Source organism: Microbispora cellulosiformans (assembly GCF_008728085.1).
GTDB lineage: Bacteria > Actinomycetota > Actinomycetes > Streptosporangiales > Streptosporangiaceae > Microbispora > Microbispora amethystogenes.
Genome location: NZ_VYTZ01000007.1, coordinates 261,235 through 275,263, shown reverse-complemented (window position 1 = coordinate 275,263; position 14,029 = coordinate 261,235). Strand labels below are relative to the sequence as shown.

10 protein-coding genes are annotated in these 14,029 nt (G+C 73.9%); 2 read left to right on the top strand and 8 right to left on the bottom strand.

Annotated features, from left to right (window positions below; genetic code table 11):
- Positions 1-17: 17 nt before the first annotated feature.
- Entirely contained in the window at positions 18-1,418 is a 1,401-nt protein-coding gene (pdxR, locus tag F5972_RS21030; protein WP_225311697.1) for a MocR-like pyridoxine biosynthesis transcription factor PdxR, read from the top strand.
- Here pdxR and F5972_RS21025 read toward each other — a convergent pair.
- The 3 genes from F5972_RS21025 to F5972_RS21015 form a co-directional block, all read right to left on the bottom strand.
- Positions 1,396-1,935, bottom strand: a complete 540-nt coding sequence (locus tag F5972_RS21025) for a hypothetical protein (protein ID WP_150935294.1) — start codon at positions 1,933-1,935, stop codon at positions 1,396-1,398. The genes pdxR and F5972_RS21025 overlap by 23 nt on opposite strands.
- Positions 1,936-2,092: 157 nt before the next feature.
- The gene (locus F5972_RS21020) at positions 2,093-3,766 is read right to left on the bottom strand and encodes a sigma factor-like helix-turn-helix DNA-binding protein (RefSeq protein WP_150935293.1); all 1,674 of its coding nucleotides are present in this window, start codon (positions 3,764-3,766) and stop codon (positions 2,093-2,095) included.
- Positions 3,767-3,944: 178 nt separating this feature from the next.
- Positions 3,945-5,789 (bottom strand): substrate-binding domain-containing protein, encoded by a 1,845-nt coding sequence (locus F5972_RS21015; RefSeq protein ID WP_150935292.1) that lies wholly within the window; start codon positions 5,787-5,789, stop codon positions 3,945-3,947.
- A 185-nt stretch (positions 5,790-5,974) separates the two neighbouring features.
- Between F5972_RS21015 and F5972_RS21010 the strand changes: the two genes are divergently transcribed.
- Positions 5,975-6,766, top strand: a complete 792-nt coding sequence (locus F5972_RS21010) for a TrmH family RNA methyltransferase (RefSeq protein WP_150935558.1) — start codon at positions 5,975-5,977, stop codon at positions 6,764-6,766.
- A 1-nt stretch (position 6,767) separates the two neighbouring features.
- Here F5972_RS21010 and F5972_RS21005 read toward each other — a convergent pair whose 3' ends face one another.
- The 5 genes from F5972_RS21005 to F5972_RS20985 all read right to left on the bottom strand — a co-directional run bounded on the left by F5972_RS21005 (position 6,768) and on the right by F5972_RS20985 (position 13,992).
- Complete coding sequence (locus tag F5972_RS21005) at positions 6,768-7,637, bottom strand: D-alanyl-D-alanine carboxypeptidase family protein (RefSeq protein ID WP_150935291.1); 870 nt, start codon at positions 7,635-7,637, stop codon at positions 6,768-6,770.
- Positions 7,630-8,154, bottom strand: coding sequence for a DedA family protein (locus tag F5972_RS21000; RefSeq protein WP_150935290.1), 525 nt, complete (start codon positions 8,152-8,154; stop codon positions 7,630-7,632). Before F5972_RS21000 ends, F5972_RS21005 begins: the two co-directional genes overlap by 8 nt.
- 205 nt (positions 8,155-8,359) lie before the next feature.
- Complete coding sequence (locus F5972_RS20995; protein ID WP_150935289.1) at positions 8,360-11,719, bottom strand: BTAD domain-containing putative transcriptional regulator; 3,360 nt, start codon at positions 11,717-11,719, stop codon at positions 8,360-8,362.
- 261 nt (positions 11,720-11,980) lie between these two features.
- Positions 11,981-13,105, bottom strand: a complete 1,125-nt coding sequence (locus F5972_RS20990) for a lysylphosphatidylglycerol synthase domain-containing protein (protein WP_150935288.1) — start codon at positions 13,103-13,105, stop codon at positions 11,981-11,983.
- Positions 13,106-13,194: 89 nt separating this feature from the next.
- Complete coding sequence (locus F5972_RS20985; RefSeq protein ID WP_150935287.1) at positions 13,195-13,992, bottom strand: PIG-L deacetylase family protein; 798 nt, start codon at positions 13,990-13,992, stop codon at positions 13,195-13,197.
- Positions 13,993-14,029: the final 37 nt, after the last annotated feature.

The window sequence follows — 14,029 nt, the reverse complement described above, 5'->3', positions numbered from 1 at the left end:
TTTTTGCGGAGAACACTGTGCGCCTGACCATCGACGTGCCGGTGACGGTGGACCGCGCCGGTCCTGTGCCGCTCGCCGTCCAGGTCGCCGCCCAACTGCGGGAGGCCATGCGCACGGGCGGGCTCAAGGCGGGGGAGCGGTTGCCGTCCACCCGGAGGCTCGCGGTCCTCCTGGGGGTGAGCAGGACCGTCGTGACCGACGCCTACCAGCAGCTGTACGCGGAGGGGTGGCTGGAGGGGCGGCACGGCTCTGGCACCTACGTCGCCGAGGACGCGCTGCCGTACGAGTACCCGTCCCCGGACCACGCCTCCCCGGCGCCGGCCGCTCCCTGGGACCCGGTGATCAGCAACCCGGTGATCGGCGACGTGGTGGACCTTCGGCCGGGGCGGCCGTGGGTGTTCGGCTATGACACGGCGGCCTGGCGGCGGGCCTGGCGATCCGCCGGCGACCTGCCGCTGAACGCCTTCCCCGACCCCTACGGCCACTCGGAGCTGCGCGAACTGCTGGCCGGGCACCTGCGCAGGGCGCGGGCGGTGCCGGTGGACGCGGGGAACGTCATGGTGACCCGGGGCACCGGCAACGGCCTCGACCTGGTCGCCGCCACGCTGCTGGGCCCGGGGACCCGGGCCGGGGTCGAGGAGCCGGGCTGGGGGGCGGCCCGGCGCGTGTTCGCCTCGCGGGGGGCCGAGGTCGTGCCCTGCCCGGTGGACGAGCAGGGCGTGATCGTCGAGGCGCTCCCCGACGACCTGCGGGTGCTCTACACCACCCCCGCGCACCAGTTCCCGCTGGGCGGCAGGCTGCCGATCCCCCGCAGGGAGCGGCTGCTCGCCTGGGCCCGCAGGACCGGCGCGATCGTCGTGGAGGACGACTACGACGCCGAGTTCCGCTACGACGTCGCGCCGCTGCCCGCGCTCTACGGGCTCGACCCCGCGCGGGTGGTGCTGCTCGGCACGCTGTCGAAGTCGCTCGGCCCCGACGTGGGACTCGGCTGGCTGGTCGCCCCGGCGGGCCTGCTCGCCAGGGTCGCCGAGCGCCGGGCACGGGTCGCCGACCGCACGTCGGGGCCGGTCCAGCGGGCCGTGACGACCCTGCTGGAACGCGGCGACCTCGACCGGCACCTGCGCAGGATGCGGCTGGAGTACGCCCGCCGCAGGGCCGCCATCGTCGAGGCGCTCGGGCCGTACGTGCGGGGCGACACGGCCGGGCTCCACGTGATGGTCGCGCTGCCCGCCGCCGTCGTCCCCGGCCTCGTACGGCGGGCCGGGGAAAACGGCGTGCTCCTGGACACGACCGAACGCCACCACCACGGGCCGCCCCGGGTGCACGGCCTCGTGCTGGGGTACGGCTCCGCCTCCCTCGCCGGTGTGCGGCGCGGATGCGCGGTGATCGGGGCGCTCATACCTCCTGGAGAAGCCTGAGCCCGCCCCGGGGGAGGGAGTCCTCCAGGCCGGGCGCGTCCTCTCCGATGATGCGGCCGATGTCGATCGACCCCGGGTCGCCCTCCCGGGTGCCGGGCACCTGGGAGTGGCCGAAGTGCCCGCCCCGTGCCCACAGGCGCCTGCTGCGCTCCGCCGCCAGGGAATGGGGATAGGGCAGCGGGGGGCCGGCCGGCCAGCGGCGCGGCACCCCCCAGGAGTCGAGCCAGGCCAGGATGTCGTCCAGGCCGTCGAGCTTGGTGTCGGTGAACGGTTCCCTCGCCGAACCGATGACGTGGATCTGCACGCAGACCCGTCCGTTCCTGCCCCGGTCCGCGGCCAGCGCGCCGCCCGCCCGGGTGGGCGGGAGCAACTGGACGATCTCCCCGGTCACCGGGTTCCACACCAGGTGGGAGGGCCGGCGGAGTTGGAGCAGCCGCTGGGCGACGGATCTGGCCGAGACCCCGTGGGGATCGGCGGGCCAGATGAACCAGACGGTCCTCGGGGCTCCTCCGAGCATCGATCCGGAGTCCCCGGGGGAGGGAAGTCGGCTTGCGCCGGGCAGCCATGCTTGGGCCACAATGCCCCCTCAAATCCTCGGTCGCGTCGTTTTTCCCCTTTCAAACTTTCATCGACACCTCAGGACGCGTGATTGTTACCGCCGGGTGCGGATCTCCTCACGGGGAGGGAGAGGGTGCCGGATCGCCGGCGGGAGACGGGCCGGTCGTGGCCCCGTCGCCGTGACCGTCGTCGGGGTCGTCCGGCCGGGTGGTCGGCCCAGGCCCGTCGTCGCCTTCCTGCCCGTCCCAGGAGAGCCGGCAGGACGGCCGGCCCGCGGCCGACTGGAAGGTCACCACACCGCTGCCCGGGACCGCCGGATCGGCGACGGCGAGCGTGATCCGGCCGCTCGCTCCCGCGCGCAGCCTGCCCTGCCGCGGGGAGACGGTGATGCCGCCCGACGCGCCGGCCGACCACTCGATCGCCGAGCCGCGCGCGGCCAGCGTGATCGTCGCGCCGGTGGCCGCGCCGAGGTCGCCCGGGCACAGGGCGGTCAGCGACGGCTTCGGCGCGCGGGTCGTACGGGTGGATGTCGGCCGCGACCGCCCCGGCGGTGGGAGGGTGTGGGGCGGGGCGGTCGCGGCCGGGTGGGGGGACGACTGGGGGGAATCGGGGGAACCGGGGGAATCGTCCGGAGGGGCGGAGGGCTCGTCGGCCTGCTCGTCCAGCGGGTCCTCGTCGGCCGGTGGCTCGCCCTCGTCCAGATCCAGCGTGGGGTCCAGTGCGGGGTCCGGCACGGGAGAGGCCGCAGGAGAGGTGGTGGGAGGCACGCGCACCGCCTCCAGGCGATCGGCGGGGGACTCCCCGGAGACCAGCGCGAGCCCGCCCGCGGTGGCGAAGACGCAGGCGGCGGCGAGCAGCACCGGGGCGACTTTGAGCGGACGGGGTCGTCTGCGCACGCGCCCACCCCCATGCTCACCGCGGCGCCTGCGCCCGGCGCGCCCCTGTGCCCGGCCCGGCGACACGGCGGCCGGGAAGCCGCGGTCGTCGAGGGGAGCGGTGGCGTCACCCGGGGGGCCGGCGCGCAGGATCGAGTCGATCACCTGGCGGCGGGCGGACAGCGGCGGATACGCGACGGGGATCATGTCCAGCAGCCGCTCGGCCGACACGTGCCTGCCCCGGCCCTCCCTGCAGATCTCGCAGCCGGCGACGTGCCTGCTCAGCCGCTTGCGCAGTGTGTCGCTCAGCGGCCCGTCGCGCCAGTCGGCGCCCACGCCGTTGTCCACCAGCGCCGACAGGCCCGGACAATGGGCCCGGCCCACCCGGGCCAGCACGAGAGCCGCCGCGCCGTTCTCCAGGTGGTCCCGGGCACGGGTGAGCCGCGCCGACACCTGCCGGGAGGAGAGCCCGAGGACCGATCCGGCCTCGGCGGGCGTCAGGCCGTGCCGTACGGCGAGGGTGAGCACCTCGCGCTCGGCGGCGCCGAGTTCTCCCAGCACCTCCTGCACGAGCGCCGCGAGCGGGGGATCGGCCGACTCGTCGAGAGCGATCACCGGTCCGGTGTGGCCTCCCGTGGTGTCGGGCGCGGCGCACTCGGACCGGGTCAGCGCGTACAGCCACGCCCGCAGCCGGGCGGGCTCGGTCAGCCGCTCCGCGTGGCAGGACCCGGCGACCAGCGCGTCGTGCATGGCGCGCGCCGCGGCCTCCAGGTCGCGAAGCAGGGTGTAGGCGTAGTCGCTCAGCCGGTCGGCGTACGCGTCGTACAGGGCGGGCGCCGCCTCGGCGTCGCCGCGCCGCAGCGCCTCCAGCAGTCGATGGTCGTCGGCTCGCCCGACGCCGGGCCATTCGGGCAACGGATGTTCCTCCCCGTGTGACGGAACCGGATATCGCCGATCCCCACACGAGTGGGACGCCGCCCTGACGGGCGCCGTTTACGGGTCGCGCGGCCGTGCCCGAAGCCATGCCCAACCGGCATGACCTGCGAAAACAGTGACTCCTGCGGCTCTTGTGAATCAGGAGGTCACCGGGAGATCACTGCTGCCCGCCGTCCCCGCAGTCGGGCGCGCAGAGGCGGCGCGCGATGCCCTTGAGGAAGATGTTGCGGATCTCCAGCACCGTCTGCGGGAAGAACGCGGCGCCGCCCGTGGCCTTGGCGATGGAGGTCATCTGCGTCCGGTCCTCGTCCTTCTGGGTGTTGTAGGAGATGATCAGGAGGCTGACCGGCCGCTTGGGATCGAAGGCGCCCTTCAGCTTCCGCAGGATCTCGGTGTTGGAGATGCCGCCGTTCGGGTCGTCGTTGCCGACGCCGTCGGTGAACAGCAGGATCGTGTTGACCTTGTCGGGCTCGTACTCCTTGGTCATCTTCTGGTAGGCGGCCCACAGCGTGTCGTTCAGGCCGGTGTTCCCGGTGGGGATGGCCCGCGAGTTCCGCAGCGCCTGCGTGATCACGTCACGGCGGGTCACGCCGTTGATCTGCTGGGCCAGCGGCCCGATGTGCACGATGGGCTTCCAGTCGACGCCCTCTCCCCGCAGGTTGTCGGAGAAGGCCCAGATGCCGATCTCGGCCTTGTCGGGGAACAGCTTCAGGCCCTCGACGCTGATGTCGGTGATCGCGCGCATCCGGGTGATGCCGCTCTTGTCGGCGGGCAGCGCCATGGTGCCGGAGATGTCCATCAGCGCGAGCAGCTTGGTGCCGAGCTTGATCTGGTGCCAGGCCTGGGAGAGGCGGGCGACGGCCGCCGCGTCCGGCAACGGGATCGTGGCCGGCTTCTTGGCGCTGACGCCGTTGTCCGGCTTGAGCAGGCTGCCGCCCTTGCCGTCCGGCGTGCGGAACCCGTAGTCCTGGACGGTCTTCCTCCCGCTGGGCGAGGAGACCTCGGTCGCGAAGGCCTGCGCCGCCCTGCGCGCCGCGGTGTCCCCGGCCGTGACGACCATCGGGTAGTCGAGGCTGACCGTGCCCTCGGCGGGGTAGAGCGCGACCGCCGGGTTCGAGGGGGTCGTCGTCGTGTTGTACGACCAGACGGCCTGCTCGGAGGTCACGCCGACGGGAATGCGGGCCGTGGCCTTGGTCAGCGTGGCGAACAGGCTCTCCGGCGACGGCACGGTCGACTCCGAGAGCCGCCGCAGCACGCCCACGAGGGTCTCCTCGCTCCCGCCTCCCTGGTTGAGCACGGCGGCCCCGGCCAGCAGCGCGCCGAGACCCGCGGCGTTCTGGGTGGGGTCGAGCGCGAGCACGCGCACCTTCTTCGCCAGGCCGTCGGGGTTGGCGGCGTTCGCGGCGCTCATCAGGCCGGTCCAGCTCGGGCTGAAGGCCGACTGCAGCTTGTCCGCGCCGGCCCTGGACGCGGCCAGCACGACGGGGGTGCTGGCGGCGTTCGCCGCGGGCTTGGGTGCGCTCTTCAGGCCGGACAGCCAGAGGCTGGAGTCGGGGATCCACAGGTCGGGGTCGAGCTTGCCGCTGGTGGGCCCGGTGCCGGCCAGCCCGTTGGCGACGTCGGCGGACTGGGCGGCCTTGACCGTCACCGCGACGCACCTGCCGTCCACGGACTTGCCCGCCTGGCCGAACCTTGAGGCGATCTTCTTGATGGCCGGCTGGATGTCGGGTGAGGCCACGACGGACAGCGACACCTTCTCACCGGCGCAGCCGGGGCTCTTGTTCACCACCACGTACGCCGCGACGCCGAGGAGCACGGCCAGGGCGACCGCGCCGGCCAGGGGGACCAGCACCGAGCCCCGCCCGGCCCGCCGCCGCGGCGACGGCTCGTACGGCTGCTCATACGCGGGCCCATACGCAGGCCCATATGGGGGCTCGTACGGGGGCTCGTGCGGTGGTTCGAAGCCGCCATCGAGCTCGTCTGTACGGTGCCGTCCGCCCACGGTGCCCTCTTTCTCCGTATTGCTAACGGGAAGATACTGGCAGGGCGAAGCACGGTGATACGGCCGTTTCTCCGTCTGGGCATGGTTCTGTCAGGCATGGGTCCGGGCAGGGCCGGCGGACGGCGTACCCTGGGCCGGTGGTCATCCCGGTCGAGGACGCCGCCGACGCCCGTCTGGCGGACTACATGCGGTTGCGCGACGTCGACCTGCGCAGGAGCGTGGAGAGCGAGCGCGGGCTGTTCGTCGCCGAGGGCGAGAAGGTGATCAGGCGCGCGATCGGGGCCGGACATCCGGTGCGCTCGGTGCTCACCACGGCCAAGCGGCTCGACGCGCTGGCCGACGTCGTCGAGGGCGCCGCTGGGGAGACCACCGTCTATCTCGTCTCCGACGAGGTGATGGAGGGGGTCACCGGCTTCCCTGTGCACCGGGGCGCGCTCGCCGCCATGGAACGGACCGAGCTGCCCTCCGTCGGCGCCCTCCTGACCGGCGCGGAGAGGATCCTCGTCCTGGAGGACCTGGTCGACCACGGCAACGTGGGGGCGATCTTCCGCTGCGCGGCGGCGCTCGGCGTCGGCGCGATCGTGCTGTCGCCGCGCTGCGCCGACCCTCTCTACCGCAGGGCCGTCAAGGTGTCGATGGGCGCCGTGTTCGCCATCCCGTACGCCCGGATGACCGACTGGCACGGCGGGCTGGCGGAGGTCAGGGCGGCCGGGTTCCGCCTGCTGGCGCTCACGCCGGACCAGTCGGCCGTGCCGCTCGACGAGGTCCCGCTGTCCGGCCGGGTCGCCCTCATGCTCGGCTCCGAGGGCGACGGGCTGTCGTCCCACTGGCTGCGCGAGGCCGACCAGCCCGTCTGCATCCCGATGAGCCCGCGCGCGATGGACCTCGGCGTCGACTCGCTCAACGTGGTCGCCGCAGCGGCCGTCGCCTGCCACGGCCTGCTCAGGAACCAGGTCCCAAACCGGGTCACGGGGTGAATCAGGGAAGCGCGAGCCCCTCCTCGTCGATCCAGTCGAGGAGCTTGCGCGCGGTGGTGTAGCGCGCCTTGTCGCTGCGCTCGCCCAGCAGCACCCCGACGTACGTGCGGTCGTCGCGGGTGACGGCGAACGACAGGCAGTATCCGGCCTGGCGCGTGTAGCCGGTCTTCAGCCCCACCGCGCCGTCCTTCAGCAGTTCGTTGGTGTTGCGCCACACGTGCGCCCGGTGGAGGCGCGACTTCGTCACCGCGCGCTTGGGGCTCCTGGCGACGGACGCGATCACCGGGTCCCGCAGCGCGGCCACGGCCAGCGTCGCCTGGTCGCGGGCGGTGGAGTAGCCCTTGGAAGGCAGCCCGTCGGGGTTGGCGTAACGGGTGTCGCGCAGCCCGAGACGCTTCGCCGTGTCGTTCATCTGCGCCACGAACTTCGCCGTTCCCGGGCCGTACCGCTCGGCCAGGGCGTGTGCGGCGTCGGCGCCGGAGGGCAGCATGAGCGCGTAGAGCAGGTCGCGCACGGTGAGCCGCTCGCCTGCCCGCAGCCCCGCCGCCGAGGCCCCGCCGGCCAGGGCGTGCTTCACGTCGGCCTTGGTGATCGTCACCACGTCGTCCAGCCGGGCCCGGCGGCGGACCACGTACGCGGTCATGACCTTGGTGAGGCTCGCGACCGGCACCCGCCGCGTCTCCCGCTTGGCGAACTGGATCGTTCCCGTCGTCACGTCGACCAGATAGGCCTCAGTGGCCGTCACCGACGGCGCGGCGGCCTGTGCCGTGGACACCGTGGCCGACACCGGGCGGGCGTCCGCGTGCGGAGCGGCGGCCCCTGCCGTGACGAGGGCGGCGGCGGTCAGCGCGATGAGTACCCCGTTACGCATCCCGACATGATCGCACGGCTTCGGGGGCGGGGGCACCGCGCCGGTTCCTCCGGCGCCGCAGGAGCAGGGCGACCCCCACGGCCGCCGCCAGCACGGCCGCGGCGGCCAGCACCGGGGACCGGGCCGCGAGCGACAGCCAGGCCCAAAGGAGCGAGTAGAGACCGAAGGAGGTCACCGGCACCCATGTCAGGCAGCCGAGGGCGCTCGCCACCAGATACCAGCGGTAGTCCACCCGCAGCGCGCCGGCCACCCACGGCAGGGTGTGCCGGAGCCCCGGCACCCAGAAGCAGCCGTACACGGCGAGCGCGCCCCACCGGCGCACCACGCCCTCCACGCGCTCGATCCGCTCCCGGCCGATCCTGCGGCCCATCCGGGAGCGGTAGAGGGCGTCGCCGAGCCTGCGGCCGATCCAGTAGTACACCTGGAACGCGCCGAACAGGGCGACCGCGCCGACCGCGACGACCAGCCACAGGGGCAGGCCGAACACCGAGGCCGCCGCAGGGTCAGGGATTCGCACGTGGCCTCACCTTAGCGTCACCGAACGCCACGTTTGCAAGCAGATGGCAACTCACGGTCAATCCACCCTCCGTACACCTGAGAGTGACGAAACACGAGGCGAGGGGTTCGCGAAGTAGTGCGGTGTGGCGCGATCGGGGGACGCGCCCACCACCGACAGGGGCCTTCGCGAACTCGCCTCCCTCACTCCGGATCACGACCGGGGCTCATCGGCCGAGCGCCGCGCCGGCCTCGGCGACCCAGCGCGGCACGCCCACCCGTTCGGCCACGGCCAGCGCCTTCTCGTAGTGCTCCCGGGCCGGCAGGCCGAGCCGTACGGCGAGGTCCCCGAGGGTCCTGGCCACCGGCCAGAGGGCGACCACCCCCGTGCCCGCCCCGGCGATGCGGTCGTGGAAGGGGGTGAGCTTCTCGTACGCCTCGCGCATCCTGCCCTCGTCGTCGAGCAGCATCCCGGCGAGGGCGCGCCAGATGAGCGTCAGCTCGTAGAGGAAGTCGGTGCGGACCGGCTCCCGGCTCCCGGCGACCACCCGGGCGTCCCTGTCGTGGCCGGCGGCGGCGAGCGCCACGGCGTAGGCGTCGAGCGTCCACTTTGCGCCGCGCTGGTGGGCCTCGCTCAGCGGATCGACCATCTCCGCGGCCCGTCCGTCCACCAGGTGCAGGCAGAACGTGGCGATCAGCGGGAGGTCCTGGCGGCCTTCGAGCATGCCCGCCCGCGCGGTCAGCCGCGCCGCGTTCCGGTAGGCGCGCTCGGCCCCCGCGTAGTCGCCGGTGATCATCAGCCGCTGCCCGGCGTACCACGCGCCGACGGCGGCGGGGGCGGGCAGGTCGTAGCGCCGCCCGAGCCGCTCGGCCTGCGCGAGGTGCTCGTCGGCCTCGGCGAAGGCGCCCCGCGCCGCCGCGCACTCCAGCAGCACGAGGTGCGCCAGCGTCTGCACGGCGATCTGGCCCGACTCCGCGCCGACCCGCAGCAGCTCGCGGCCGATCGTCTCCCGCTCGTCGACCTGCGTCAGCGTGTACGACTGCCGCAGCCGGCCGCTCAGCGCCATGGCGAGCAGCGCGGGGTCGCCGCTCGACCTGGCCAGCTCCTCGGCCTCCAGCGACGCCTGGTAGCCGCGCTCGGTCGCCGACCCCTCCAGTTCGAGGGCGAGCGTGGCGAGCAGGCTGGCCCGCAGCGACTGCTCTCCCGCGGGCAGTTCGACCAGGGCCTTCTCGGTGACGTCGACGATCTCCCAGGCCGTACGGGTGAAGTCGCGGGCGATGCCCTTGTGCGGCACCGCGAGGGCCGCCGCGACGCGGGCGGTCAGCTCCAGGTCGCCGAACGGCAGCGCGACCGCCATCGCCTCTCCGCGGTGCGCGCGGGCGGCGGTCATGTCCCCGCACAGCGCCAGCGCCCTGATCAGCCGCAGCTGTAACTCCAGCCGGTTCCGTACGGGTTCCCGGCCCGCTTGCGCACGGCTTGTGTGAGCACGGTCGAAGGCGGCGATGGCCTGCTGCCACAGCGTGGCCGCCTCGCGGTGGGCGAACCTCCGCTCGGCCTGCTCGGCCGCGAGGCCGGCGTACCGCACGGCCTTGGCGGCGGTCTCCACCGTGCCCGCCGCGTCGTAGTGGTGGGCCAGCGCGGCGACGTCGTTCGGGCTGCGCTGCTCGATGACGGAGGCGACGGCCGCGTGCAGCCGCGACCGGCGCAGCCGGGAGGCGTCGGAGTAGATCGTGTCCCTGACCAGGTCGTGGTCGAACCTGAGCTTCCCGGGGCCGGGCTCGGTCACGAGACCGGCGAGCAGCGCCGCCTCGACGGCGTCCACCACCGCGTCCTCGTCGCCGGAGACGTCGACGAGCACGTCCACGTCCACGTCGCGGCCGATCACCGCGGCCTGGAGCAGCACCTGCTGGGCCCGCTCGGGGAGCCGGGCGATCCGCCGCCGCAACACGTCGCGCACACCCGAGGGCACCACGGAGATGTCCGACTCGGCCTCGAACAGGCGGGCCGTCTCCTTCACGAAGAACGGGTTGCCCCCGGCCCGCTCGACGATCGTGCTGACGACCTCCTCGTCCACCTCGTGCACGCAGGTCGCCCGGACCAGTTCCGCCACCGCCGCGTCGTCGAGGCCGCCGAGGCCGACCCGCACCGGGTCGAGCCGCGCGAGCGCGGCCAGCACGTCCTGCTGCTGGTCGTTCAGCTCGCCGTCGCGGCAGGTCACCACGACCAGCACCCGGCTGGCGGCGAGCAGGCTCGGCAGCGCGCGCAGCAGCGCGAGCGTCTGGTCGTCGGCCCAGTGCAGGTCCTCCAGGAGGATCAGCAGCGGGGCCTCCCTGGCGACCGCGGAGAGGTAGCCGCCGACCGCCCGGTGCAGCCGGAAGCCCCCCGACGTCTCGTCGTCGCCCGTGTCCGGGGCGGCGTCGTCCAGCAGCGGCGCGAGCAGCGCGGCGTACTCGCCCGCGCCCCTGCGGGAGATGAGCGTGCGCAGCACCTCCACCCAGGCCCAGCCCGGCGGGGTCGCCGTGCTGTCGGGGCAGCCGCCGGTCGCCCCGATCCAGCCCTCGTGCTCCAGCCGCTCGAACAGCCGCCGTACGAGTGTGGTCTTGCCCGCGCCGGGGTCGCCGCTGACGACGGCGACGGTGAACCGGCCCGCCTGGGCGCGGGGCACGGCGGAGGCGAGCGCGGCCAGTTCGGCGTCGCGGCCGACGAACGGCTCGGGCTCCAGCGGCGGCGCGTCCCCGGTCGCGACCGGGCGCGGCGGCCAGGTCGCGGTGATCTCGACAGGCCTGCGGGGCGCGGGCAGCACGAGGTCGAGCCCGGGATCCTGGGCGAGGATGTCCGACTCCAGCTTCCGCAGCGCGGGGCCGGGGTCGATGCCCAGCTCGTCGTCCAGGATCGTGCGGGCCCGGCGCAGGGCGGCCAGCGCGTCGCCCTGGCGCCCGCACCGGTAGAGGCCGAGCGCGAGCAGCCGCCAGCCCTCCTCGCGCAGGGCGTGCTCGGTGGTCAGCGCCTCCAGGTCGGGCACGGTCTCGGCGTGCAGGCCCATCCGCAGCCCGGCGTCGGCGTGCCGTTCCCTGGCCACCAGGCGCAGCTCGCTGAGCCGCGCCACCTCCGCCTCGGCCCACGACTGGTCCGCGAAGTCCGAGTAGGGCGTGCCCTGCCACAGCGCGAGTGCCGACTCCAGCCGGGCCCGGGCGGACTGCGGGCTCTCCTCCAGCCGCTCTCCGGCCGACCGGACCGTGGCCTCGAAGCGCAGCGCGTCGACCTGTTCGGGCGCGGCGCGCAGGGCGTAGCCGGACGCGACGGTCACGAGCAGCCGGTTCGGCCCGCCGCGCGGGCGGTTGGGCTCCAGCACCCGGCGCAGCCGGGAGATGTACACCTGGAGGCCCGACTGCGCGCCCTTGGCGGCGTCGTCGTCCCACAGGTCGAACAGCAGGGTGTCCACCGGCACGACCTGGCCGCGCGCGGCGAGGAGGCGGGCCAGCACCGCCCGCTGCCGCAGCCCGCCGAGGTCGAGCTCGGCGGCGCCGTCGTGCGCCCCCACCGGCCCGAGGACCCGGAACGTCACCGGGCTCGTCGGGGGAGTCATGGGGCGCTCCTCTGCTGCTGTCGGGTGCCGGATGTCCGGCCTGTGCCGGGGACGTGCTGGGTTGCCGGGCCTCTGCCGGGCGGTCTTTCGGGTGGTTCTTTCGGGTGGTTGTTACGGGCGTCTTTCAGGCGTCACCGTATGCGCGCCCCGAAGCGGGCACAAGACTTTCCCCAAGCCGTGCGCCCTCACCTTCTCGCCCTGCGATATTAGGCGATCAACCGGGTGATCACGGGCGATATCCGGGTGAGTCTCGCGTGAGACTCAGAGGGCGCGGGAGCGCCGCGCGGCGGCCGTGCCCGGACCGGCGTCGGGGCCGGTGTCCGGGCCGGTGTCAGAGTTCGTGCCCGGGCCCGCGGCCCGCGCCTCCCGCCTGCGCAGCAGCGCCCAGCCGCCGAGCGCGAGACCGCCCCAGGGGATCTCGATCGTGTACGTCCAGAAGCCGAAGAGCACGGCCGCGGCGGTGGCCCCGCCCGCGGGCTGGCCGAACGCCCCGATCAGCAGGGTGGCGACGCCGCCCTCCATGATCCCCGCCCCGCTCGGCGTGACGAGGGCGGTGGTGAGGACGCGGCTCAGCGCGAACACGGCGACGGTCTCGGCCGGCCCCGGATAGGAGTCGGTGGCGACCATGCAGGCGGCCATGATCAGGCACTGCAGCGCCAGGAACGCGACCATCCCCAGCGACAGCCCGGCCCACCGGGTGTGGATGATGCCGGCCGTGTCCCTGCGCAGCCGTTCGATCGCCGCCGACACCGCGTGCTCGGCCGGGCGGAACCGCCGGGGCGCGAGCCGTACGAGCCGGTCGAGCGCGCGGCCGAGCACGGCGGCGGCGCGGTCCCAGTAGAGCGCGGCCGCCACCACGGCCACCAGCGCGAGGATCGAGACCGCGCCCACCCAGCCCGCCTTGGCGACGGTGGGGTTGGTGGCCTTGCCCGCGATCAGCAGGCAGGCGATCCCCACGGCCGGCAGGATGAACCGGAACAGCGAGTTCCAGATGCCGGTGACCAGTGTGTAGACGACGATCGGCCGGTTCGCGAAGCCCCAGCCGCGGGTCATGCCGAACGTCAGGGCCACCCCGGCCGCGCCGCCGAACGGCAGCAGGTTGCTGACCGCGCTGCCGGCCGCGTTGAGCGTGAGCGCCTGCGGGTGGGTGAGGCCGGGCAGGGCGGAGGTCATCACGTACGTGTACGCCCACAGGCTGGCCAGCCAGAGCAGGGTCATCAGCGCGATGGTCTGCCAGCCGAGGCCGCCGAACCGGCGGCCGATCTCGTGCCAGCTCACGGTGGCGCCGGTGAGCGTGTGCACGATCTGCGGCAGGTAGACCACCAGGGCCACGGCCAGCCCGAGCGACACCGCGGACAGCGCTATCTGCAGCCACTTCCTGTTCACCCGCGAATGCCCCCAGTCCGGTCTCCGGTCGCCTCCAGTCTGCCGGTCCGCGAGAGCGCCCGGCTCCTCCTGACGGAGGATCACGTCCCTTAGGGGGAGTCGAACGGATGCCGGAGGCGGGTGCCTCTGGGCAGCCCCCGGCGGACGTACCACTCGGTGCCGAAGACGAAGCGGTAGGCGGGGCCGGGGATTCTCAGCATGGCCCCCAGCGTGCGGTCGCCGTCGCCGCCGGTCGCCTGGCTGGCGTGGGCCGCCATCGACGCCCGCTTCGCCTTGGCGTACCTGCGTACGCTGACCCGGTGGGTGATCGCCTCGCGCGGCGAGTACGCCCGCTCGAAGCTCCGCACGTCGATCGCCGGGTAGAACCGGGCGGCCAGCCGTACGCCCCTGAGCAGCAGGTCGCGGTCGACCGTCGCCTCCAGCACGATGGACGTGCCGGCGATCTCGGCGGCGCGGCTGCCGACCCGGTAGACCTGCACGTGGTCGGGGTGGCCGTAGCCCCCGGCCGGGTCGTAGATCGTGAGCAGGTCGGCCGCCTCCTCCTTGAGGACCGAGGCCAGCCGCTGCGCCGCGTCCTCGACGTCGGCGTCGATGAACGCGTTGTCGGGCCGGTCGTCGGCCACGCCGCCGTCGATCGCGAGGCCGGAGTCGCCGTAGCCGAGCAGCACGACCCGGGCGCAGCCGAGGGCCGCGGCCGACCGGTACAACTCGTCCATTCTGGTCCTGCCCAGCTCCTCGCCCCTGGGCAGCTCGGCGAGCCCGCGCTCTCCTGCGGTCGCGACGACGAGCACCACCCGGTGTCCCTCGTCGGCCAGCATCGCCATGGTTCCGGCGGTCAGCAGCGCCTCGTCGTCGGGATGGGCGTGGAAGAACACCGCTGTGCTCATCGCGCCCCACGGAACGTTGTCATAGTGTGCTCCACCA

Excerpts from the sequence above, each read along its gene's own strand:
- F5972_RS21025 (WP_150935294.1), bottom strand. The coding sequence starts at position 1,935 with ATGCTCGGAGGAGCCCCGAGGACCGTCTGGTTCATCTGGCCCGCCGAT.
- F5972_RS20985 (WP_150935287.1), bottom strand. The coding sequence starts at position 13,992 with ATGAGCACAGCGGTGTTCTTCCACGCCCATCCCGACGACGAGGCGCTG.
- F5972_RS21010 (WP_150935558.1), top strand. The coding sequence starts at position 5,975 with ATGCGGTTGCGCGACGTCGACCTGCGCAGGAGCGTGGAGAGCGAGCGC.
- F5972_RS20995 (WP_150935289.1), bottom strand. The coding sequence starts at position 11,719 with ATGACTCCCCCGACGAGCCCGGTGACGTTCCGGGTCCTCGGGCCGGTG.
- F5972_RS21005 (WP_150935291.1), bottom strand. The coding sequence starts at position 7,637 with ATGCGTAACGGGGTACTCATCGCGCTGACCGCCGCCGCCCTCGTCACG.